Raw genomic sequence first — 22,721 nt, 5'->3', positions numbered from 1 at the left:
CTACTCCCCATCTACGTTGATTCAGTCATTGAGAACGATTCATAGTTAAGCATATAAATTACACTCTATGATAAACCAGAACTACCGATAACGTCAATCTTTTCGGCCCTGAAGCTACCTGTTTTCATCCTTCCCAACTTAGCATCTGTATAAACTCGCATCGTGTATTTTCATAGACGGATTTTATTACAAATGTTTGAAATAAAAATAATTGTATTATTTCATAAAAATACCAAAATCGAAACAATTAAATAGGGATAATAGTTATACTCACTAAAAAACCATTTTAGAAGGAGTTGTATTATGAACCGTGGTTCGAAACGAGTCCTCTTGTACAACGTGGAGGTGCGGGAATTACTTGGACGTAACTTAGAAAAACAACCACGAATTAACTTCCTAATGCTATTATCTAATATAAGGAGGTGATGTATTTGGATGAAAATTTAATAAAATTAATAGTGCCTATACTTCTTTCTCTGGTCGTTACAATTATTTTTAGTATGAGGAGTATTAGACATAGCCGCTTGAAATCGACATTATTATATACGGCTCTTATAAATGGTGTAATCCTGCTTGCAGGATTCTTATGGCTCTGGATAAGCGCTCCTGATGGACTTGCTCAGCTTGTTCAAGCGGGTATTTACGGGATTTCATTTATCATCATTCTGGCAATAAATATTGTGATTGTATTAATCGGCAAAAAAAATCAGTTTAAATTTCAAAACAAACAGCTTTAGTCCGGTGTCAGACCGGGCTAAAGCTGTTTTGTTGTCTCTGAGGAATGAGAGGGTTGTTGCGCGCTGAAATTTCATCATACCCAAGAATGCCGCCGCATAAACTGGTAGCGGTCATTTTTAAACCAAACGAAGGGGATGCTCATGCAAAAATGGTGGTGGAAAACCCGGTACACTGTTCGGGGCGTGCTTTTCCCGCTGATCTGCATACAATTTGTACGCACGCTGATCCTTCCGACGGGTCTGGACGTGTTTCTGTTATTTGTCCTATTTCTCGCTTATCTCGGTTTTCTGTTAGACATGTATTAAAGACGCCAAGGGCGCTTATTAATGAAGGAACCGTTCAGCCGCTCCGTACAACAAGGTCAATGGTGCTTCTTGACAGCGTAAAAGGAGGTGCCTTTATTAACCGGCACCTCCTCCGCTTGTCATACAACACATGAACCCGAATTTTCCTCGTGCTGCTTCTATAAGAGACGCGTCTCTCGCGCCCTTCAGAATCCTCAAATTAAACAGAGCCGCTCACGAGGCGCCCCCGGTGCCATACCGCTTGGCGCTCCGCCCTTCGCGCCACCGCTTCGGCGGAGCAGCTTGCATGGACCAGTACAAAGCTGGCCGTATCGCCGGCCTTAGGCCATACCTGCTCACCGTCTTGATTCAGCGGTGTTATCCCGCCTGTAATCAATCCGAGAGACCGGGACAAGGACCATTCATCCTGGTACCCGTACAATTCTGCGTACCGCCCTGCTTTCTCCAGTTGATCTCCATTCCCAAAAGGTGACCAGTGATCCGTAAGGCTGTCTGTTGCCAATTTGACGGTAACACCCTGGTCAATCAGCATAGGAAGGGGCATCGCCGTTCTTCCGATCGGTACCGTTGAAGCGATGGACATGCCAAGCGCCGCCAGCCTTCCGGCTATTTCTTGCGCTTCTTGAGGCTCAGCGCCTGCAAACCAGAATGCGTGGCTGATTGTGACTTGCCCCTGTAGTCCAGCTTCCTCGGTCAGATCAGCAAGTCGCATCAGTGTATGCTTGCCCGCGTCTTCGCTATCGTGCAGGTGAATATCAATACCGGCTTGATGCTGAACCGCTAATTCAACCAGGGTCTGCAGTGATTTCTCGATATCCCCATCCACCGTGTGCGGATCTACTCCGCCTACATGTGTCGCCCCCTCGGCCAAGGACTGTTTGACCAGCTGGGCAGAATCCGACCGGAGCAGTCCATGCTGCGGAAAAGCTACAATTTCCGATGAAATTTTGCCGGAGAATGTATCCAAAGCCTGCACGGTCGCCTCTAACCTGCGCAGACCGCTGACCGGCTCGATATTGCAGTGGCTGCGTACATGTGTTGAGCCCAATCGTTGAATAAGCGCCAGAATAGCTTCCGCTTGTTGTCTCGTGAGTGGCAGCAGCTTAGGCAATAATGCCTTCTCTTCCTCAATCCGCCCGAAGATGCCAGGTACCTGCTTGACCGCTTTCCACGGGCCGCCGTAATACGTTTTATCCAAATGAATATGTGCTTCTTCGAAAGAAGGGAGCAGCAGCAGCTCTTTACCGTCATATTTCGGAAGATCACTCGCAGGAAGCGGCTGTGACCGGATCACTTCAGCGATTACACCGCCCTCAATCCGAATGTGACAAATCTCCGTGTCTGTGCCTGCTATTTGTCCATCTTCCATGATATAGCCCTGTTCTATTCTTACATTCGTTAACCAGTAGGAAGCATTTAACATACCACCCCGTCCTTTCTTAACTATATAAAAGAGACATCATTAAGCCCCGGCATCTGCCAATAAACGTTCGATCGCTGTAAAATGATGCGCTTTTGCATGTTCCAGCGGTGTAACCCCATTCTTATCCGGGATCGTCACATCCGCACCGTGCTCAATCAGCAGCCGGATGACCTGCTGCTGATTTTCCCCGCCGTCACTCAAGACAATCGCTTCCATTAATGCCGTCCATCCCAGATTATTAACATGATTGACGTCAACCTCCGAACCCGTAAGCAGCTCCCGGACAACGTCTACATAGCCGTGTTCCGACGCAGGTATAAGCGCTGTTCCTCCATAGCGGTTCGTGATCGCCGGATCTGCTCCGGCATCGTTTAATATCTTCACGATTTCGAGCAAGCCTTCCGCGCCGGCGTATAGGAAAGGATTGTCCAGTTTGTGATCCTGCAGATTGATATCGGCGCCCGCTTCAATCAATGCCCGGACCGTATCTGCCTGGTTGCCGTGTGTGGCGGCAAGGATCGGTGTCCTTCCCTGCTCATCTCTTGTATTGATATCTGCCCCATCCCGGATTAGTTGCAATACCCGGCTCGTATCTCCGCTTTCTGCGGCTTCAATAATGGATATATTCATTGTCGACACATCCTCTTCGGCTAAATTTGCAGGCTGCTGACAACCTGCCAACAGCCAGATAACCATGGAAATGATGATTATACGCATGAAAGTCGCCCTCTTTCTTCTGAAGGTACTTGTATGGTACCATAGCCAGTACTATACGAAAAATATTTATAAAGTTTAGTTTCCATACTTTTATCGTTTGAATAGGAGACCTTCGCCCAATGGATATTCGCCAGCTGCGCTACTTCATAGCGATCGCGGAAGAGAAGCAAATTACCGCAGCAGCCCAAAGACTCCACATGACGCAGCCCCCGCTCGGACAACAATTAAAGACACTGGAGCAGGAGCTCGGAGTCCAGCTTGTGATCCGAACCGGTAAACTCTTAGAACTGACCGATGCCGGTCAGGCCTTATACAAACATGCCATTCACTTAACCAAGCTCTTGGAAGAATCGCAGACCGAGGTCAAAGAAATCGGCATGGGAATACGAGGCAAGCTGACGATCGGAGTCAACACCTTGTCATCGGCCCCTTTGCCCCGTTTGCTGCGAGCTTTTAAAATCCGCTACCCCAAGGTTACTTATAAAATACAGCAGAATGAATCCAACCAGCTTCTCCGGCTCATGAGAGAACGCTCCATCGAGCTCGCCATCGTAAGGCTCCCGCTGGATCTGAGCGATTTTGAAGTGCTGCGGCTTCAATCCGAGCCCTTCTACTTCGTAACAGCTAATACCTTCGTGCCTGAAGCACGCGAATTCAGCTATGCCGATATCCAGCACTATCCGCTTATTCTGCCCAGTGCAGAAGGACTCGGACTCTATCGGAGCATCATGGATCAATTTGCCGGACGCGGTCTGACCGCCGATGTCATCGGGGAATGCTCAGATATCGTCACGCTGCTGGAGTGGGTATCTTCTGGTGACGGGACCACGATTATTCCGGAGTCCATCCTGAAGCTGCATCGCGGATACGAAATTCAATCCTTTGCCATCGCAGATAGCCAGCTGAGATTCGCCACCGGACTAATCTGGTTGAAGAATCGCTATTTAACCAAAACCGCGCAGCACTTCATCGAACTTATGAAAGAAATGAAACTGACGGAATAAGGAAATAAAAAAAGACGATCGGCTGTTACTCCGGTTCGTCTTGTGTTGCATATAGCATAAAAGAGCAAAACATATCTTGCGTTATGAGCAGAGAGCGCCTGCCTTACGCTCCAAACCTCTGTCGATACCCGCATTTTCTGCACAATTCTTCGACCGCTTCCCTGCGGGAAAACCCATCGACGAGATTATTTGCCCGCTCGCCCTCCACGATGTCAGCAAATGAAGTCTGATTAATGTTCCCCAGATTGATGACTCCTTCTCCATCCAGGCAGCACGGCACCACTGTCCCGTTCTCAAGAATGGCCGCCTGGCTGCGAAGTCCATGGCAGAAGCCTTTTCCGTCATCCTCCGGTGCTGTCAGACTTGGCCATTGGAATTCATAATCCTGGTTCAAATAAACATGATCGGAGATTCTCACCCCTCCGCCAGGTACGACCTTTTCTTCAATTTTGTAATCGAGTCCGAATTCCTTCTCTATCATTTCGAGTGTCTGGCGGTTCCTGCTCTTTTGAAGGTTGGTCGCGTTATCCTGCGTCAAATTCCAGAGACGGAAAGAAAAGATAACCTTGTGTTCCTCTGCCTCACGGACAAAGGAAAGGATCTCTCTCAAATATCCCTCGCGGTTAGTTGAACCCTCATGTCCGTCAAAACTGTGGAGCGAGAAGTTCATTTGCCTAAGGGCAGGCTTGCCCAGCAGTTTGTGCCGATTCTTCGCAATCAATGTTCCGTTCGTCGTGATATTGACCTTAAAGCCCTTCTCATGGCTAATATCCAGCAGCTCCCCGATCTTGGGATGGAGAAGCGGCTCCCCTTTGACGTGCAGATAAATATAATTTGTATAAGATTTGATCTCATCCAGCCTCTTAGCAAAGTCCTCCACTTTAATAAAACTCGCCTTACGTTCGGTAGGCGGACAAAAGGTACAGGCAAGATTGCAGATGCTGGTGATCTCTATGTAGACTTTCTTAAATGCTTTCAAGATGTTCTGTCTCCGTTCCATATGTCTATAATGTTAGGATATTTACTAGATCTCACCCAACATCGTAACATAGGAGGGATTGTACAGCTAGAGTTAAACCTTAACTGATCCAAGTCTCTTTCGATTCTTTAAGCTTCCATCTGTCGTTTTTAAAATAAACAATGCCCTTCACACCGACAGCCCCATCACCCGCTCTATATTTAGCGCCTTCAAAAATAAAATCATTCGTGGCATTGGATACGAAGTCAACGTTTTCAATTTTAAGAAGCACACCTTTTAAAACCAGGGTGTCGGGATTATACAAGCCTTTTTCTTTCAGTTCTTCATACGAAGCTTCCATAACTTCGACTTTATATTTTTCATGAAAATATTTTGTGATTTCTTCCTTATCCTGTCCGGTCAATTCATCCGAATTTTTCAAGTCAATCGCTATGAACTCCATCTCATTACTTAAGGCTTCGTCTTTTTCCATGATGGAATCCAGTGCGATGCTGTATATCTCTCCCAAATAATCTTGTGCTTTGATTTCATTCCTATTGCCGCAAGAGGCAAGTAAAAGCAAAGTTATAATCAACACAGCAACCTGTTTTATTCTCAAAATAAACACTCCCTTGCTGTAAGTTACTTTACGATAACAAGATCGGCTTACCGCCGTCAGCCAGCGCTACCTTTATATCCTTGATTATTCTTATAATACTATACATTTCCAAATTAACAATTCCTTTGCCTGACCATACCGTGTTGCTTGCCTTAGCTTGGCTTAGGTTAAGCATTTTGCCATCCTCTTTTTCCTTTTGGTAAAAACAAAAAAACGCGCAAGACCTCTTGGTCCTGCGCGCTCACGCCGCATGAGGCTAACGCAAGTAGCGCCAGCCCATCCTGAATAAATTGCTGTTGTGCTATAAATTTAAAAGCGCAGGGACTTCTTCAGGGAAATCCGTAAGGCCTAAACGGAAACTGTAATCATTTATACTAAAATGAAGTTGACCCTTTTCGTTATTTTCATCATAATGTATGCCTTTTGCAGTTAAATTTGTTTTGACCATCTCAATAAACCCGGAACTGCTTGCGCCAAAAGATACATTCATCTTCGGCGGTAAAGCAGTCATGGCAATCGGAATCCACTTCCGTTTTTTGGAAGCGATAACCGCATGAGCTGTTCCACTAATAGCAAAAGTAAAGTCATCGAATACTTTATCAAGTTTGAAATTGAAAATATCAACTAATAACTCTCTGAAATCAATTACACTATCGACCGGAAACCCAATTTCTCTAAGGTACAGTATCTTTAACTCGCCACCAGGAGACAGTATTCCTTCTTTAACATATGTATGCGTAATGATTTCGAGTAAATTGCCATCCCCGTCTCGGAAGTAAACATTCTTCCCCGTTCCGAAATCATCAATATCTCTGCCGTCTGGCCATTTCAAAAATGTAATACCAGTTTCACGCAGCCCCTCCACTACATTTTCAAATTCAGAAGCAGGTATTTCGAAGGCAAAATGGACAGGAGATAATGGCTCTGCAGCTTCTTTAAATGATAGTGTAAAGTATTCAGTCGGCTTGAAACATATTTCATTATCAGATTCATATACAATAGGGAGTCGTAACTGGTCATGATAAAATTGTTTGATACCTTGTATTGAAACCGTATTTAATTGAAGTTGAGCGAAATGCGTAATCATGAATTGTCACGCCCCTTTTCCGGAAAATGAAAGACTCAAATTTTATATACTTAGTATACATTTATGTTTATAAAGTAGCAATATTATTAATTGAAGTATATGTCCGTTAGCTGCGATTTACTTTAGGCCTCTATCAAATTCTGCCCCTGTCAGAATAAAAAAAGATGGTGCCTGGAAGGTCACCATCTTGGAGCACAAACTTATACGGCTTGAGCCTATTCTTCTTTATAATCAATCTTTGTATCGATTCCGATCGTGTTGGTCTCACTATCCCAAGTAATGCCGATGTTGAACGCTTTGGCGATGTCACGAAGCTTCAAATAGTTATTACCGTCAATGTTATAAGCAACGATTTCTATTTCTTGACCATCCAGATACATCTTAGAATTTGTTGGTTTGGCCTCTTTAGAAATCGGATTGTCCGATAGTGCAAGTTCTCCGCCGGCAGTTGTATAGGCTTTGCCCGATTCAAGATTTATAGCATTTTTGGCATCGTCCCAGCTTACCTCAAAATTCTTATCGGTTCCATTCACAACCATAGCAAGATCACGAAGCTTGAAATAGTTGTTATCGTTTATGTTATAGGCTTGGAAAGCTATTTCTTTTCCGTTGACCAAAACCTTGGAAGCTGTTGGTGCAGCCAAAGCTGCATCCTGTTTAACGGTTTCACTTGCCCCGGCTTTATCTACAAACATAAAATTCAACTCGTTAACTGAGAAGATACTATCCCCATTTTCATTCTGAACAAAGAAATCAAATCGATAGGCGGCTTCCGTGGTCACCTCTGGCTTCAAATTATACATAAAGCTGCCATCAGCAGAAAAATCTCCGTTAACATTATCCATTTGTCCCCACAGGACGTCACCTGGATAGGAGTCTAAAGTCTTGGCACTTTTATCCGTAGTGATAACTTTAAAGATAGTATATGTACCGTCGCTATTCTTTTCCGGTTTTTCCATGACAACAACATTACCTTCAAAAACATCTTCTTCAGATTCCAGCTTAACTTGTTTAATCTCAACAAAGTTAGGAACCATTATTTTGTAACCGGAATTTTCATCAACCAGATCAAAAGTCTCCCCTTTAAATTCCTCGGCAGAAGCATTGATTGATGCAAAAACTGAAATTACTAAAGCGAAGATTAGCGTAACCGAAACTTTCTTAAACTTCCTGCGCATTGTTTCATCTCTCCCATTTCCCTTTTTTACCTGAGGAATGCTCAGGCTTCAAACTTATAAATTTTTACTTTCCAGATTATTATAAACAAAGTATGTTCAAAAATCCATTTAATATATGTCTATTTACCTAGTTATTCATGAAATAAAATAAATCTTAAGTCCTAATTTTTATAATCATGAAAACTCTATGCGTTTAACGCTGAACCGGAATCGAACTGGACTCGTTTGGCTTTGACTAAGGCGAAGAGCATTACCATAGCGACAAAAGCAAAAATCGCACACCATAGATAGACGTTGCGGTATCCGAACGCATCCGATAGTAAACCGAACAGCAGGAATCCGAGCAAGGAGCCGATTTTGCTTGTGTTGGAATAGAGAGCCGTTGCTGTACCGGGCATTTCCGGTATGAAGTCCTGGAAGTAGGTAATAGCAATGCCGCTCGTAATAGAAATGTATGCCGCGCTGAGTATCTGGATCGGGAATATATGCCAGATTTCAGTGGCGAAGAAGATCGCTCCAAAGTAAGCGAAAGCGAGCAGAGAGCCTAGACGAATCAGGTTATCGCTCTTGATCCGCAATGCCAAAATGCCAAATCCAAGCATAAAAGGAATTTCGAATACTGGCGGAATGCTGAATATGATACCGATATCCTTCTCCTCACCGTTCAACACTTTCGTTACGAATTGAGCCATATTCAGCGAGCCGATCGTGTTCGCTACTGAAATCAGTGTGAAGGCAATCAAGTTAACAAATATAAACGGTTGGAAGATGACCTGCCGCAGAGGGACCGAAGCTTGCGGTGGTTTGGGTGCGGCTTTTTCCTTGGATGTCTTTTTGAGAGAAAGCAGAACGATCCCTACAACGATGATATAGCAGGAGGCTGCTACCAGGAACATTCCTTTGAAACCGAAATATAGCAGGACATAAGCCGCGATGGCCGGACCTACGGTCCAAGAGAGGGCAAATAGAACTCGCAATATATTCATATAAAACGGAATCTCTTTGGCAGGCAGTTTAGCCTTCACTAATACCTCCCGTCCGTAAGCAAAAACTTGTGGAAAGGTGGAGGACGCTATACCTAAAAATATGGCAGAGATGGCGAGAAGCACATAATAGTTGCGGGAATAGGCAAAACCGATATACCCGATTGCTCCAGCGAGAGCACAAAGAATTAGAATCATCTTACGATCAGATGCACGGTCGGACAACTTGCCGATATACGTACTAATGCCAACACCGCAGAGCGTGGATACCATCATAAAAACACCGAAAGCCGTATTGCTCATACCGATTTCATCAATCCCGAACATGGAGTTAAACGGCAGTACAAATGAGAAAGCGATTCCAAGAAAAACATTTACCAGCAAAATGACAGGAAAACCATCAATACTCATTACAGATTGTGTACGATTTCTAACTGCAGCCAAAAAGTTACTCATCCCATCCCCCACCTTTTCTCTATCTAATACAATATTTTGGAATTAGTTTATCGTACAGTAATGAATAGTTACTCGTAAAGTTGCTTAATCAACGAATTTTTACCGCCAACAACTGGCGTGTCTGAATGAAACTGCCTTAAGTTCACCCCCTAGGCAGGAAGAAACATAAATATTAAGTAAAAAAATTATTATATAAAAAGTTTCTCTAGAATTTATCTGAAATTTATAAGTAAGATGTACGTCAGATAAAATTGAATGGAGGAAATTTTATAAATTATAACGAGGAGTGTCTTTTCGCATAAATGTCTGGAAGACGATATACCGCCTGTCCGGACAAGTACAGTCCTTCATTTTCAAACTAACCGGATTGGGCTATAATCATAAGGGTATGAATGGGAAAAATCTTGTTCATATCCTGGTTTTTATACATAAAAATCCACCGCGAAGGAGCCTGAAGATGAAAAAAAAGTTTTTATCCATACTCATGGCCATTGTCATGGTCCTGTCTGTCAGTGTATCGGCGTATGCTGAAAAAACGCCGCCGGCGACAAGAGGAGATCTTGTTGCTGCTTTGCTAAAGGCTGCGGATGCCTACAACTCCGGCATTTCGAAAGAAGCCGTTATTGAAGGCTATGAAGACGGAGATTTGAGAGAGAAGGATCCAGCCAGGAAGGTTGAAGCCTTGATTATGTTAAGCAGGGCATTCGGCAAATTGCCGCAGCCGGTCGGAAATGATCTGCGTACCGGGACATTTGATGTTAAGTTCACCGATGTACCGGCTTGGGCTAAGGAAGATATCGACAAACTGGCTCAAGCAGGCGTGCTGACGGGTAAGTCTGACGGCACACTTGGCGTAAACGACACGATTACGATCCACGAGTTCCAAACCGTTATCGCCAGAATATGGGCGCTTAAAGGCTCTCATTTAAATGACGATTTTTATGAGTCCATCAATAAAGGGTGGCTGAATAAATCGACCATTCCGGCCGGAGAAATCATGGGCGGAGGATTTTCGGAGCTGAGCCTGCAAAACGACGAAAAAATAGCGAAAATCATCAAGGAGCTGACCGGCAAGCAATTCGCGGAAGGTACTAAAGAACAGAAGCTTGCCGATTTCTATGCGGCGGCGCTTGATACCGAGAGTAGAAACAAACAAGGGTTAGAGCCCCTTCAAAAATATGTAGCGTCAATCGACGGGGCTAAAACTCTGGACGAGCTTGTTCAAGCAGATCTGGTCATGGAGAAAGAATTGGGGCTGAGCTTGCTGTTCCGCTTTACTATCATGGGCGACGCAAAGAACAGCAGCGAGAATGCTCTGTATTACACCGGATTAACCACAGGTCTGGATAAAAACAGTTACGTAACGGAAGACGCGAAAGCGAAGGAAGCCTATGTCCAATATATAACCAAACTTCTTGTGCTGACTGGCGAGAAAGAGCCGGTGGCGAAAGCCCGTGCCGAGAAAGTATATGAAATGGAGAAAAGCCTCGCCTCCGTCTCGCTTGAACCTCATGAACAAGGCGACGTGAATAAATACTACAATCCTTACACAATCGGACAATTCGATGACCTGCATAAAGAAGTAAATATGAAACAGGCTCTGGAATCGATGAAAGTCGGCAATGCGGATAAAGTAATCGTATTCGACGTGAAGCTGGCACAAAAAGGCGCGGAGTTTATGACGGAAGCTAACTTGGAATTGCTTAAGGCTTACTCCAAAACACAACTGCTTACGGCAGCGGGCAGTTTGTTGTCGGATGATTTCAGAGACGCAGCAGACGATTTTGCCGCAACATTGTATGGCGTTTCAGGGAAAAAGACGAATCAGGAACTTGCCGTAACCATGACGAAGTCCGCGATGGGCGGATACTTGGAGCAAATGTTTGCTGAGAAGCATTTTTCGCCGGAAGCCAAGCAAGATGTGGAGCAAATGGTAGACAAATTAATCGCTACGTATGAGAAAAGAATACAAGCGCTTGATTGGATGTCGGAAACAACAAAAGCCAAAGCGATTAAGAAGCTGGATACGATGATCGTGAAGATCGGTTATCCGGATAAGTGGGATACGACATTAGACAAAGTCGCTATCAAGACCTATGACCAAGGCGGCTCGCTGTTCTCGAACTTCTTCTCCGTAAACACGGCGGCCGTTGATAAATTGAAAGCCAAGCTGGGAAAACCGGTGGATAGAACGGAATGGGTAACCAGCGTGTACACAGTCAATGCTTTCTATAACCCGCTGAATAACGAAATTACGTTCCCTGCCGGTATTCTCCAGGCGCCTTTCTACGATATTAACGCTAAACCGGAAGAAAATTATGGGGCAATCGGGATGGTCATCGGCCACGAGATCAGCCATGCATTCGATAACAACGGGGCGGCATACGACGAGAACGGGAATGCGAAGAACTGGTGGACGGAAGAGGACTTTAAGAAATTCAAAGAGAAAAACCAGGAACTGATCGAATTCTACGATGGAATTGAGATTGTCCCGGGTGTACTGAACAACGGTCTGCTTACACTAAGCGAGAATGTCGCCGATTTGGGCGGATTGGCCGCGTCCCTGCAAGTTGTATCCGAAATGAGCAATCCGGATTACAAAGGGTATTTCGAAAGCAATGCGGAAATGTGGAGATTCACAACCACAAAAGAATTTGCAGTGCTCCTAAGTACAAGCGATGTCCATTCAGCCAATAAAATCCGGGTAAACCGCACGGTTGTGAACTTCCCGGAATTCTATGATACCTATGGAATTAAGCCGGGGGACGGCATGTTTGTCGCTCCGGAGGATCGGGTCACGATCTGGTAAAATAAGCACGCATAACGGTAATTAACGAATCGCGCCAGTTGAAAAAACCTGATTCCGGGTGTCTGTTGACACAAGGAGCCAGGTGATTTCACTGGCGCTTTCTTCACTTCGTTCCGGGTGGACAGGTCATGAGAGTGCCGCATTATTTGAGCCTGTTTGCTTATAAAGTGATCCCAGTCAGCAGCGATCACTTTCTCGTTATCTTGGAATCCATCTCTATTACTTCAAAAGGGAGACTGCGGTGAAATGATATCGGCATTTTTTAGTTGCTGTATCGCGGCAGAAATTTCTTTAATAAAAGAGTTCACATATCCCACATCCAAACATACCTTGGTTAAAGGACTAGAAAGGGGAAAAATCAATGTATTTGATTTGGGTGTTAATCGTGGGTGGATTGATAGGTTGGTTAAGCGGCAATTTTATTGGCAGGGATGTTCCGGGTGGCGTGCTGGGGAATGTGATTGCAGGGTTTATCGGCTCGTGGTTAGGTATAGAACTGCTGGGCGCGTGGGGACCGGTTGTAGGTGGATTTCATATCATTCCGGCCATTGTTGGATCTATCGTCGCCTTGCTGATTTTCTTTGCATTGGCCCGCGGGGGCGCTTTCCGTAAACGGTAGAAGCTTACGTATTCCGGGAAACGGTCTTGTGGTACGATTCTACGTGTATCACTAGGTATTAGAATTTAAGAGGCACCCAATGGGTGCCTCTTTGTGAAGGTCCCGGATGTTCCTATCAAGCTGATTACTTCCATCCGTTTACTAGAATGTAGCCACTCATACTGCGTAATGCCGTAATGTGTAGATGTATAGGATCTGTACCCCCAAAGATGGTTCGTCTTAACATCGAAAAATCGATTATGATAAATCACATAAAAAATAGATAGGATGAACTGAAACATTAATCCAGTTGCTGATAATCCATTTTAATTAAGATTCATAATGTACTGCGCCGTAGTTCATAAAAATACTGCACAATTGGATGCTTTAACTTCATTACCTCGGTCATGTTCAAAATCCGCTTTTTTCCAACCCGTCTGTCCACCAAAGCTAGAATATTCAACAAAATATCATTGCTCTCTAAGCTTTCTTCTATAGAAGTAGATAAAAACTTATTTGCTATAACGATAAAATTTGATTTACTTAATGAAGCCTGTGCCGACAAAAGCTCTTTTGCATATTCGGATATTTTTCTGTTTCTTACCATTACTTGTAGACGATCCTCCGGAACGTTCCCCTTGGTTTCTATTCGGATCGTTTCAATTTCTTCATGGTTGACAGGAATTTGGATATCGGAATCATTCTTAATTTCCAGCTCCGTCTGATACCATTTGATTAAGCCCGTTCTATCACTCATATTAAGTACGTTCTTTTTATCTACCGAAATATAACAAAGCCCTGCTTTATCAGGTAAATAACGGTAACTGGTTGCGCGGTACTCGACCCTGCCATGTAAGGCGGGACAGAGAAAACTCTCCAGTTGTTGCTTCAGTTTGCTCCAGGACATTATATCCTCCTATGTTCTCAATATTGGCTTCACTGATGACCTGCCAGTATGTTTACTGATTCTATTTCTACAACAATTTGTTTCTCTAATACTTGAATTTTCTCTACAACAGCATCCTGAAAATCTAAGAAATCAAAGTATTCATCGGTCGTGGAATATTTCCATACTTTCAACGTGCTTCACCACCATGGTTTACTGCCTTTTATCTGGATCCTTAATCCAGTCCCAAAATGCTTTCCCATAATGCATCGGAGCAGAAATAGTATCGTCTGGAATGAGTCTCCTTCTCTTTTCAAAAAAACGTTTCTTACTTTGTAGCATCTGTATTTCATTCGTGAAATCTAAAGTCTGTTTTAATTGCCTATCATAAACATCAACATTCTTTCACCATATTCATCTGATGTTATCACTGCCTTGTTATCTTTAGCAAAAAGCAAAAAATTATAAGATTCCCACCCCATGAGGTCCACCCTGTTTATAATTTTTCTTTTCATTCGCCCCAATCTATCTCATCACACTTATCAAATAAACGTTCAAAGTCCCCTGTGTTTAACAGATGTTCAATAACTTCTTCAATTCGATTGCGACTACATTCATCAACAAGAATCATGTCACTTCCCCAAAAGTACTTACCACATAAGCACTCGCCAGTTTGTTGATTCGTTCTAGCAAGCGTCTGTATGTTTGTATAGCTAAAAAAAGAAGCAACCCATCTTGAGCCATCTTCAAATGTCACATTTACATCCGTATTATCATCATGTATGTTCCATTCTCCTTCGGCCCACTGCTCCGCTTCAATCCAAATGGTATATGAATTACCCTTCAATTCATTACCCCCAATATTTCGTGTAATTTATTGTAGCATATGTGGGAATATCCAATAACTCTTTAATCTGTTCTATGTAAAATCGTGAAGCAAAGCTTCGAAGCTTCGAAGCTTGACTATTACACTAGTGTTACAGTTTATACTACCTTTGAGGTTTAATAAAAGAAATGGAAAGGTGGGAGACCTTGATTATAAAATCATTACCACCCTGGGCTATTCAATATTTGAACTACATTCAAGTTCCGGTTCAAGAGCCTTCTTATGACTATTTAACAATGATTTGCACTGCCCATCTAAATCGAATTCCTTTTGAAAACGTGAGTTCATTATTGAATTTCAAAGCGTACCACAAGCAAAAAAGGCTTCAGCAGGATGAGCAGAAGTTTGTGAAGCAACTCTTTCAGCATCATACGGGAGGAACATGCTATGTCATCAACAGCAGCCTCAACCAATTGTTGAACCGTCTTGGATTTCACAGCCGCTACGCTTTATTGGGCGGCGGTCACGTTGGACTGCTCGTCCGGCTCCCGGATGAACAAGAGGAAATGTACGTGGATTGCGGGAACAGCGCCCCATTTTTTGAGCCCGTTCGATTGGAGACGGATCCTAATCAGGTATCCCGTTTTGGCGGTATAGAAATTAGGCTGCGCCCGGGGGATGAACCCGGAACGTACACGTACCACAGAGAAGTCGACGGAAAGCCGCTTACCGAAATGAACTGGACGTTCGATATCCGCAAAATATACCGCTTCGATGATTTTCAAGAGGCAATCGAAAACTATTACAAGCCAAACGGTATTTTCACCTCGTTCTTACGGTGTCAAATATGGCAATTGGATCGCCAGCAATCACTTTCATTAGTCAACAACGTGTTGAGTATCCGAAACAACCGCGGGGAGGTCGAAAAGCACACATTAGCTAACCGAAACGAGGTTCGGGAAGTGATCGACCGTGAGTTTAACTTACCGAGACTACCTGTCGAGAAGGCAATCGATGTTCTTGAGGAACTGGGTATCAATTTGTTCCAAAACCACAATCCGAAGGGAGAGACACAATGACCATTCTAGTAACAGGCGCAACCGGAAATGTCGGCCGCCATGTCGTTCAACAGCTTGTTCAGTCCGGACAACAAGTACGTGCTTTGACGCGTAATCCCGCAGCGGCAAAAGATATTTTGCCCCAAGGAGTAGAGCATGTATATGGGGACCTTACGGCACCGGAGACGCTCGCATCGGCAATGCAAGGAGTCAAGGGCATCTACTTGATGACCAGCAGCGGGGGTGGCGCTCCTCTGCAGACCGGAGACGACATCATTGACCTGGCTGTAAAAGCAGGCGTACAACGCGTTACCATTCTGTGGAGCGGTGTGAAGGGAACGGTGGAACAAGCAGCCGAAGCGAGCAATCTTGAGTGGACGCACATTCAACCCTATTGTGAATTCATGTCCAATACACTGTCGTGGGCCCAGTCGATCCGTACGGCAAGCTTCGTTCAGGAACCCTTCGCCAATTCCTTAAACGCCATCGTCCACGAGGCGGATGTGGGCTCAGTAGCGGTGGCGGCATTAACTGAAACGGGGCATGCCGGTAAAACGTACACGCTAACGGGGCCTGAAGCTTTGACTCCACGCGATAAAGTGAACATCATCGCAGCAGCGCTCAGCCGGGACATTCGATTTGACGAACTTACGAAGCAGCAGGCTCGCGAACGACTTAAAAAAACAGGTGTATCGGATGAGATGATTGATTATGTACACAATTGGCACGAAAATCTGCCTGAAGAAGCGTACAACGTAGTACCGACCGTTAAAGAAGTGACCCGCCGAGATGCCCGAACGTTTGCACAATGGGTTGCAGAACATTTACACGTCTTTAGCTAATAAGCTTTGCAGCAACCTCAATCAAGGCGTTGTTGCATTCAAGAGTGCCTCCATTGTTTGTCCAGAACAGGTTGATATGCCATACTATGGAAAAACAATAACAGGATGTTAAGGAGCTGTTTTCGTTGAAAATCAGCCAATTGGCAGATTATACAGGGGCCAGCATACGCTCCATACGCCATTATGAGTCCAAAGGACTGCTTCAGGTTTCACGACTAGCCAATAATTATCGCGAATTTGATGAATCGTCGGTTAAAAGCGTTCGTACCATACAAATGTATTTGGGCTTAGGTCTAACAATAGACCAGATCAGGGATATCATGTATTGCAAGTACCCTGAAATTCAGGAAACAGACGAGAATAAAGGGATATATTGCGAAGAATTGCTGCAAGTGTACGAAAAAAAACGAATGGAAATCATTGAACAAAGAAAAACATTGGACGAAGCACAACAAAAGCTGGAAATGCAAATCAATCTGCTGAGAAGAAATCGGGAGAATTTAAAAAACTGATGCTATCAGACTTTTATCTTCGAAAGCCGTCGAGAGAACAATTAGAGTCGTTGAAAATCCGAACGGACTGCATAACAAAAACACACCGTTATTGGGTGTGTTTAACTTTTGTATTTGGACATTGCTCGAAAAGGACTAGATTCAGACGCCGTGCTCCTAAACTTGAAGCATATCTTCGGAGCCCCTTCAATCGTTCCGTCTATTTTACAGCCATATGCATGGCTGCGACGCCGCCGCTGTAGCTTTTTACATCAACTTTGGAGAATCCCGCTTCTACAAACATTTGTTTAAGTACATTTTTGTTCGGGAAATCACGGGCTGATTCTTGCAACCATGAGTATTCATCATAACTTTTGGCAATAAATTTTCCAAGCAGCGGCATAATATAACGCATATAAAAGAGGGAAAGTTGTCTATAACCGATTAATGTTGGTTGGGATGTCTCTAAACAAACTACTTTGCCGCCAGGTTTTGTTACCCGGTGCATTTCGCGTAAAACGGTTAAATAATCGGGTACATTCCTTAAACCAAAACCAATGGTTACATAATCAAATGAATGATCTTCAAAAGGGAGCTCCATGGCATTGCCTTGGATAAATGTAAGCTGCTTTAAAGCTTGCTTTTCTTGCTTATCTTGTGCAATTTTGAGCATGTTGTTGCTAAAATCCAGTCCAATTACTTCTCCGCGCGTTCCAACAGCATCTGCTAATGCCATCGCCCAATCCCCGGTTCCCGTGCATACATCAAGAGCTCTGCTTCCTTCTTGAACATTCATCCGTTTCATGACATCTTGACGCCATGCGATATGTCTCTTAAAAGTGATGATAGAGTTCATCGAGTCGTATTGATTCGATATCTTTTCAAATACATGATGAACCCTTTCCGACTTTGTTTGTTCAGACATGAAATCCCCCTCTTTCACAAATTCATTTTTTAATTTAATCCCATTTAATAGAGAACTGCCGCTCTTGCTCACTAACTGTGAATACAAATATACCATATTTATAAGCTAATGTTACAAGTTAACTATGGCGGCTAAATGAACGACCACACCTGTCAAGAATATAACCAGCAGTATTTGATGCACTCTTTTCTTCAGATTAAAAAGCATGATTTGTAAAATGGTTCTCACCATCCAAAATATCATTGCACCATATGTAACCGCTTCGCCTAATGATGTCGTCCGCATTTCGTCCGCATGGAAAAAATACAAATAGGCCGTTAAAAAAAGCACAAATGTCAAACACAAATTCAACGTCTGCATAACCGCTCTATTATCTGGTGACACCCGCTTTAATTCGACTTTCCATACGAGTAATTTCCAGAAAGTTAAATGAAAGATGCCAAACAACAGGTTGTAAATAGCGCAAAGCATGAACCAAGACATGACGAAGCCCCACCTTTAAAATACTAGTTTGTAATCGTTTTTTTGTTTAGAACTATTTGTCATAGGGCTCGCGCGTATCACTCTATCAACGAATTATAAAAGGGACACCCTGATTGGAGGGCCCTGCAAAACATCAAAAATGACATAATAGTCTCATTGATAGCTAATTAGGCAATTTCTTTTATCAAGGAAATAATCTTTTCAATTTCCTTATTTCCGGCCAACCACCAATTACGACTCCAAATACGATGGATTCTCCATCCCTTACTTTCCAAAAATCGTTGCCTATACAGATCTCTTTCTCTGGCCACTTTTGAAGAGTGAAACGCAGCTCCATCACATTCAATGCCCAGGATGTATTTCTCCTTACTTACTGGATCAACGATGGCCAAATCTATTCGATATCCCGAGAAACCTACTTGAGTATGAACCTCATATCCACGAGCCCGTAAAGCATGGCAAACTTCTTCTTCAAATCCACTGTCAAATATCAGCTGGTTGTGTAAGTCCTGTACATTCGTAGCATCCACGAGCCCATTTAGCATTGACTGAGCCAGTTCATAGTTGTTATCAGATATGGCTTTACCATATTCTAAATACCGTTTGAACAATTTAACCCCTCTGGCATACGTTTCAACTCTTGTCCATTCACTTGGCTCAAATGAACAGACAATATATACTTTTTTCTTCGCCCTAGAGATCGCAACATTCAGACGATTTTCTCCGCCATCTCTTGAAAGCGGGCCAAATTGACTAACCATTTTCCCCGACATGTCTTTTGCATAGCCCACTGAGAAAAGAATTACATCCCTCTCATCACCTTGAACATTTTCAATGTTTTTAATAAATAATCCTACGTTCTCTTCACCATTTTTCCGCGACTTGGCTTCCTCGATCAGCATTTTGTTATCTGTATTAGCCGCCATTCTTGCTTCAAACACATCATTAATTAAATCAGCCTGTTGTTTGTTAAATGTTATGATCCCAAGCGTTGGTTTCCTTGTATCATTTTGAAGAACGTCAATAACGGTATCTACGATTCTTTCCGCCTCAATTCGATTGGATCGATTTTCCCACTGGCCATCCACTTTGATAAATTCAATAGGTTTTGAATCGCCACCCTTTGCAACTGAAGGAGCAATTTGGACTCTTTTATCGTAAAAAGCATAGTTCGAAAAATTAATGAGCTCTTCGTACTCAGAACGATAATGCCATGTTAACCATTTATCAGGGAATTTCGGTTTTGCCCATTCTAATAAGCTTTTCGCATGTTTGTCCGTATTATCAACGTAAGCAGCATTATCTTCTTCCTCTTCGTCTTCATCATCACTGGAAGCTTGAAAGAAAGAACTAGGTGGAAGCTGTTTCTCATCCCCAGCAATTATCAATTGCTTGGCACGATAAATCGAAGGGACGGCGTTCTCAACAGGACACTGTGAAGCCTCATCAAATATGACGAGGTCAAACATATCCTGATTCATTGGAAAAATGGCACTGACTGCTTCAGGTGTACATAACCAGCACGGAATAAGCTTTAATAAATCCTCATAGAAGTGCCCAACAACTTGACGAAGAGGAATTAGTTTTCGTTTCTTATTAGATTCATGTTTTAGCTTTTGCCTCGTGCTCCCTACTACCTGAGCTGATGTATTCGCCAGTACCGAATCAATCAGTGATGGAACAGTTTTGCGTTTCTCCTTTAGTAGATCTCTGAATCTCGCCAAGTTCCGATCGTAAATCTCTGTCGAGACATCCTTAACTTGAGGATCGGTAGATTCAATCTGTAGAATCCAAGCGTGTAAAAAACTGTTTCGAATAACATCAATCCAGTATGTAACTACATCTGGAGTATCTTCGAGTGATGATTTCTTAGCACATCGCTCGAGCAAAACATTTTTAAAACTCCCTAACTCCTCCTTCATTTGATCCAAGCGACATAAGCTATCGAACTGGTTCAATGTTTTATGTAGACCTTCATAGTCAGAAGGGTTATATATACCCGCATTAATCTGTTGTTTAAGATCATTAACTTGTTCATCGATCAAATATAATCTCAAACTACTTAATTTTATATGCAGTTCTTTAGTAAGTTCGGCTAATTTTATAAGTCCTTGAACTTGTTTAACACCAGCTTCGCTATGATAATCTTCTAGAACGCTATTACTCTCTGGATTCCTAAGCAACTGCGGGAATGCCACTTGTGCTTGCACAAAGGCATGAAGAAATTGGATCGACTTCTCCTTTAACTTCAACCAGGTATTCCACTGTTCGATTTTATTCTCCATCGTAGAATCCGAAAAGAAGGGTACATCAAGTGTATCTAGACGAAGTTTTTCAAATAATAAGAAGGATTCAATCTTCTCTTGGTACTCTCGCACAGAATGACCATCAAAGGAAATCCCATTTGCCTTACAATGTTCTTGAACTTCCTTTTTTAATGAGTACCAATTAGAATTAAGGAACCTCGTTAGCTTCTTATTAAATTCATCAAATTTAGTAATTTTCTCATTCCATTTTGTAGCCTCTTCATAAGAAAGATTAGTAATAGGTTCTGGCCGATGATTTAAAATGTTTATCTTTTTTAGAAGTATCCCATAATTTTGTCTAACCATTTCAAGATAAACTTCGTTATCGGACTCTCGTTTCTCATCATTAAAAAACTTTGTAATATGTTTATACAAACCTCGCTCTTTCAGCGCCACAATCGCTTTTTCCAACTCTTGAAGTACGGGCATGTTCTCAAGATAATATACAGGTTCAAACAATACACTGGTTTCTCTCTTTACTTCAACGGCTTTTTTAATGTCCATAACCATCGGTTCTAATATACTATTTAATTCCAGATGTTGCTTTACTGTGAAGGCAGCGAAGCTCTTTCGTTTGCTCCATGGATAGTTACGATTATCGTACTTCTTTTTAAGTTCAATAATTGTCTTAAGATCAACAAGATGCGATTCCAAATCATTATAAGTTAGGTTGTTTAGTAAATCTTCTACCTCGATGATCTGAGCCTGATCCAATTTGGCCATACTGTACAAATTAAAAAGACTTTTTCCAAACGGACGTTCTTTGTGCAAGGCACTTGCAATTTGATTTAGCTTTTCTGCTAATACATGCTTTTCGTTAGAGATGCGGCTATAATCCTGTCCTGTCTTAGGTAAAGCTCGATCAATGACCGAAGCTATTTTTCCATACACATCTACCTTGTTCTTATTAAAGTCATGTACTAAAGCCACATGACTTTGTAAATTGATTTGTCCTAATCGATTATACACAACATCAAGAGCGGCGGGTTTTTGACACACTAATAGCACTTTTTGCCCTTTTGACATACGATCAACAATTAAATTTACAATTACCTGGGATTTCCCTGTTCCAGGTGGACCATGCACAATGAGTCCTTTTTTATTTCTTGAAGCAATTACCACCGCTTCTTGGCTCGCATCTGTATCAAGAACAAAGAAATTCTCTGAAGGATGTACCTTATTCAACTCTTCAAGTGATATTTCATCAAAATCGCCTTCACTATTTTCCGACCCGTTAAATAGCTCATTTAAGAACCCAGTCTCGGGCATGTTTTCAAGCAATGAATTATAATCGTTTAACAAAGTACTAGCAGATTGCTGGAACTTGCCCATTAATGCATAGGGATACAACGTAAATCCCTTTTTACCTTCTGGAATGTTTTCCTTCTTCATGTTTTTAAAGGGCATGATTACTTGGGAAGTCTCTAATGTCAAGGAGATATCGTGTTTCCTAAGAAGTTCATAAATATAAGGTAAAATCTCTGGTAAATTAGCAGGCAATGAAGACAACTCTTCTTGTATCGATAAACTTATGTCTCCTCCGACGTACTTATGAATAGCCATGATGAAAGTTCGATTAATAAATGGAGAAGCCTCTTCGCCTACTTCTAACATCCAAAACGGTTTATTATTTACGTTTTTTCTAGACAATCTCACTGGATAGAATAAAATAGGACATCTGATAAAAAAATTAGGTACTAAATAACCTTCAAGAAAACCATAACCAACGTAGAATGGATTATTCCCAGTTTCCTGTTCAATGAGATCAATTTCTCTCTTGAGTTGGATGAGTTTACGATTTGCAAGGACAGCTTCTTCCTCAAGACTACTCTGTGGAATAAGAATTATCTCGTCTTTCTGTGCACAAACACCTTCCATAACACATGTTTCAAGCCCCTTTTCAATATTCGCAAATGAGTGAATGTCAAAATGGTTTTTATTAGTGAGCCTCATCAGTTTGAGACTTTTATTATTTGCAGTAAGATCTGTCAAACGATCTCGATATAGTTTCAGTATTTCCTGCATTTGA

21 protein-coding genes are annotated in these 22,721 nt (G+C 42.6%); 7 read left to right on the top strand and 14 right to left on the bottom strand.

The window, feature by feature from the left end:
* Positions 1–431 precede the first annotated feature (431 nt).
* Positions 432–737 carry a hypothetical protein gene (locus AR333_RS04680; protein WP_068774137.1) on the top strand — a complete coding sequence of 102 codons (306 nt, stop codon included), beginning with the start codon at positions 432–434 and terminating at the stop codon, positions 735–737.
* 505 nt (positions 738–1,242) lie between these two features.
* On the opposite strand, the gene AR333_RS04675 is transcribed toward AR333_RS04680, so the two are convergent.
* Positions 1,243–2,466, bottom strand: coding sequence for an amidohydrolase (locus tag AR333_RS04675; RefSeq protein ID WP_068774136.1), 1,224 nt, complete (start codon positions 2,464–2,466; stop codon positions 1,243–1,245).
* A 39-nt stretch (positions 2,467–2,505) separates the two neighbouring features.
* The gene (locus AR333_RS04670) at positions 2,506–3,162 is read right to left on the bottom strand and encodes an ankyrin repeat domain-containing protein (protein WP_253735787.1); all 657 of its coding nucleotides are present in this window, start codon (positions 3,160–3,162) and stop codon (positions 2,506–2,508) included.
* A 140-nt stretch (positions 3,163–3,302) separates the two neighbouring features.
* On the opposite strand from AR333_RS04670, the gene AR333_RS04665 reads away from it, so the two are divergent.
* Entirely contained in the window at positions 3,303–4,187 is an 885-nt protein-coding gene (locus tag AR333_RS04665; RefSeq protein ID WP_068774134.1) for a LysR family transcriptional regulator, read from the top strand.
* A gap of 103 nt (positions 4,188–4,290) precedes the next feature.
* Here the strand turns inward: AR333_RS04665 and AR333_RS04660 are convergent, their stop codons facing one another.
* The 6 genes from AR333_RS04660 to AR333_RS04640 form a co-directional block, all read right to left on the bottom strand.
* Complete coding sequence (locus AR333_RS04660; RefSeq protein ID WP_068774133.1) at positions 4,291–5,166, bottom strand: radical SAM/SPASM domain-containing protein; 876 nt, start codon at positions 5,164–5,166, stop codon at positions 4,291–4,293.
* A gap of 100 nt (positions 5,167–5,266) precedes the next feature.
* Positions 5,267–5,773 carry a peptide ABC transporter substrate-binding protein gene (locus tag AR333_RS04655; RefSeq protein WP_253735719.1) on the bottom strand — a complete coding sequence of 169 codons (507 nt, stop codon included), beginning with the start codon at positions 5,771–5,773 and terminating at the stop codon, positions 5,267–5,269.
* Between the two features lie 19 nt (positions 5,774–5,792).
* Positions 5,793–5,939 (bottom strand): hypothetical protein, encoded by a 147-nt coding sequence (locus AR333_RS24545; RefSeq protein WP_156430829.1) that lies wholly within the window; start codon positions 5,937–5,939, stop codon positions 5,793–5,795.
* 126 nt (positions 5,940–6,065) lie between these two features.
* Positions 6,066–6,851, bottom strand: a complete 786-nt coding sequence (locus AR333_RS04650) for a VOC family protein (RefSeq protein WP_068774131.1) — start codon at positions 6,849–6,851, stop codon at positions 6,066–6,068.
* A gap of 215 nt (positions 6,852–7,066) precedes the next feature.
* Positions 7,067–8,029 (bottom strand): stalk domain-containing protein, encoded by a 963-nt coding sequence (locus AR333_RS24540; RefSeq protein WP_068774130.1) that lies wholly within the window; start codon positions 8,027–8,029, stop codon positions 7,067–7,069.
* A gap of 185 nt (positions 8,030–8,214) precedes the next feature.
* Entirely contained in the window at positions 8,215–9,468 is a 1,254-nt protein-coding gene (locus tag AR333_RS04640) for a sugar efflux transporter (protein ID WP_068774129.1), read from the bottom strand.
* Positions 9,469–9,925: 457 nt separating this feature from the next.
* Between AR333_RS04640 and AR333_RS04635 the strand changes: the two genes are divergently transcribed.
* Positions 9,926–12,277 carry a M13-type metalloendopeptidase gene (locus AR333_RS04635; protein ID WP_068774128.1) on the top strand — a complete coding sequence of 784 codons (2,352 nt, stop codon included), beginning with the start codon at positions 9,926–9,928 and terminating at the stop codon, positions 12,275–12,277.
* A gap of 361 nt (positions 12,278–12,638) precedes the next feature.
* Positions 12,639–12,896, top strand: a complete 258-nt coding sequence (locus tag AR333_RS04630) for a GlsB/YeaQ/YmgE family stress response membrane protein (protein ID WP_068774127.1) — start codon at positions 12,639–12,641, stop codon at positions 12,894–12,896.
* A 316-nt stretch (positions 12,897–13,212) separates the two neighbouring features.
* Here AR333_RS04630 and AR333_RS04625 read toward each other — a convergent pair whose 3' ends face one another.
* The 3 genes from AR333_RS04625 to AR333_RS04620 form a co-directional block, all read right to left on the bottom strand.
* A complete protein-coding gene (locus tag AR333_RS04625) occupies positions 13,213–13,782 on the bottom strand; it encodes a hypothetical protein (protein WP_068774126.1) in 570 nt (189 codons plus the stop codon).
* A gap of 29 nt (positions 13,783–13,811) precedes the next feature.
* Entirely contained in the window at positions 13,812–13,955 is a 144-nt protein-coding gene (locus tag AR333_RS24535) for a hypothetical protein (RefSeq protein WP_156430828.1), read from the bottom strand.
* A 317-nt stretch (positions 13,956–14,272) separates the two neighbouring features.
* Entirely contained in the window at positions 14,273–14,608 is a 336-nt protein-coding gene (locus tag AR333_RS04620) for a hypothetical protein (RefSeq protein ID WP_068774125.1), read from the bottom strand.
* A 167-nt stretch (positions 14,609–14,775) separates the two neighbouring features.
* Between AR333_RS04620 and AR333_RS04615 the strand changes: the two genes are divergently transcribed.
* The 3 genes from AR333_RS04615 (at position 14,776) to AR333_RS04605 (ending at position 16,999) form a co-directional block, all read left to right on the top strand.
* Entirely contained in the window at positions 14,776–15,666 is an 891-nt protein-coding gene (locus AR333_RS04615; protein ID WP_084783502.1) for an arylamine N-acetyltransferase, read from the top strand.
* A complete protein-coding gene (locus AR333_RS04610; RefSeq protein ID WP_068774123.1) occupies positions 15,663–16,487 on the top strand; it encodes an NmrA family NAD(P)-binding protein in 825 nt (274 codons plus the stop codon). Before AR333_RS04615 ends, AR333_RS04610 begins: the two co-directional genes overlap by 4 nt.
* A gap of 125 nt (positions 16,488–16,612) precedes the next feature.
* On the top strand, positions 16,613–16,999 hold the full coding sequence (locus tag AR333_RS04605) for a MerR family transcriptional regulator (RefSeq protein WP_068774122.1): 387 nt from the start codon (positions 16,613–16,615) through the stop codon (positions 16,997–16,999).
* A gap of 199 nt (positions 17,000–17,198) precedes the next feature.
* On the opposite strand, the gene AR333_RS04600 is transcribed toward AR333_RS04605, so the two are convergent.
* The 3 genes from AR333_RS04600 to AR333_RS04590 all read right to left on the bottom strand — a co-directional run bounded on the left by AR333_RS04600 (position 17,199) and on the right by AR333_RS04590 (position 22,717).
* Positions 17,199–17,903 carry a demethylmenaquinone methyltransferase gene (locus tag AR333_RS04600; protein WP_068774121.1) on the bottom strand — a complete coding sequence of 235 codons (705 nt, stop codon included), beginning with the start codon at positions 17,901–17,903 and terminating at the stop codon, positions 17,199–17,201.
* 111 nt (positions 17,904–18,014) lie between these two features.
* Positions 18,015–18,386, bottom strand: coding sequence for a hypothetical protein (locus tag AR333_RS04595; protein ID WP_068774120.1), 372 nt, complete (start codon positions 18,384–18,386; stop codon positions 18,015–18,017).
* A 167-nt stretch (positions 18,387–18,553) separates the two neighbouring features.
* Entirely contained in the window at positions 18,554–22,717 is a 4,164-nt protein-coding gene (locus AR333_RS04590; RefSeq protein ID WP_068774119.1) for an AAA domain-containing protein, read from the bottom strand.
* Positions 22,718–22,721 lie beyond the last annotated feature (4 nt).

This window comes from Paenibacillus sp. FJAT-26967 (assembly GCF_001541095.1).
Taxonomy (GTDB): Bacteria; Bacillota; Bacilli; order Paenibacillales; family NBRC-103111; genus Paenibacillus_F.
The sequence above is the reverse complement of the archived record's forward strand: the minus strand, read 5'-3'. Positions and strand labels throughout refer to the sequence as shown.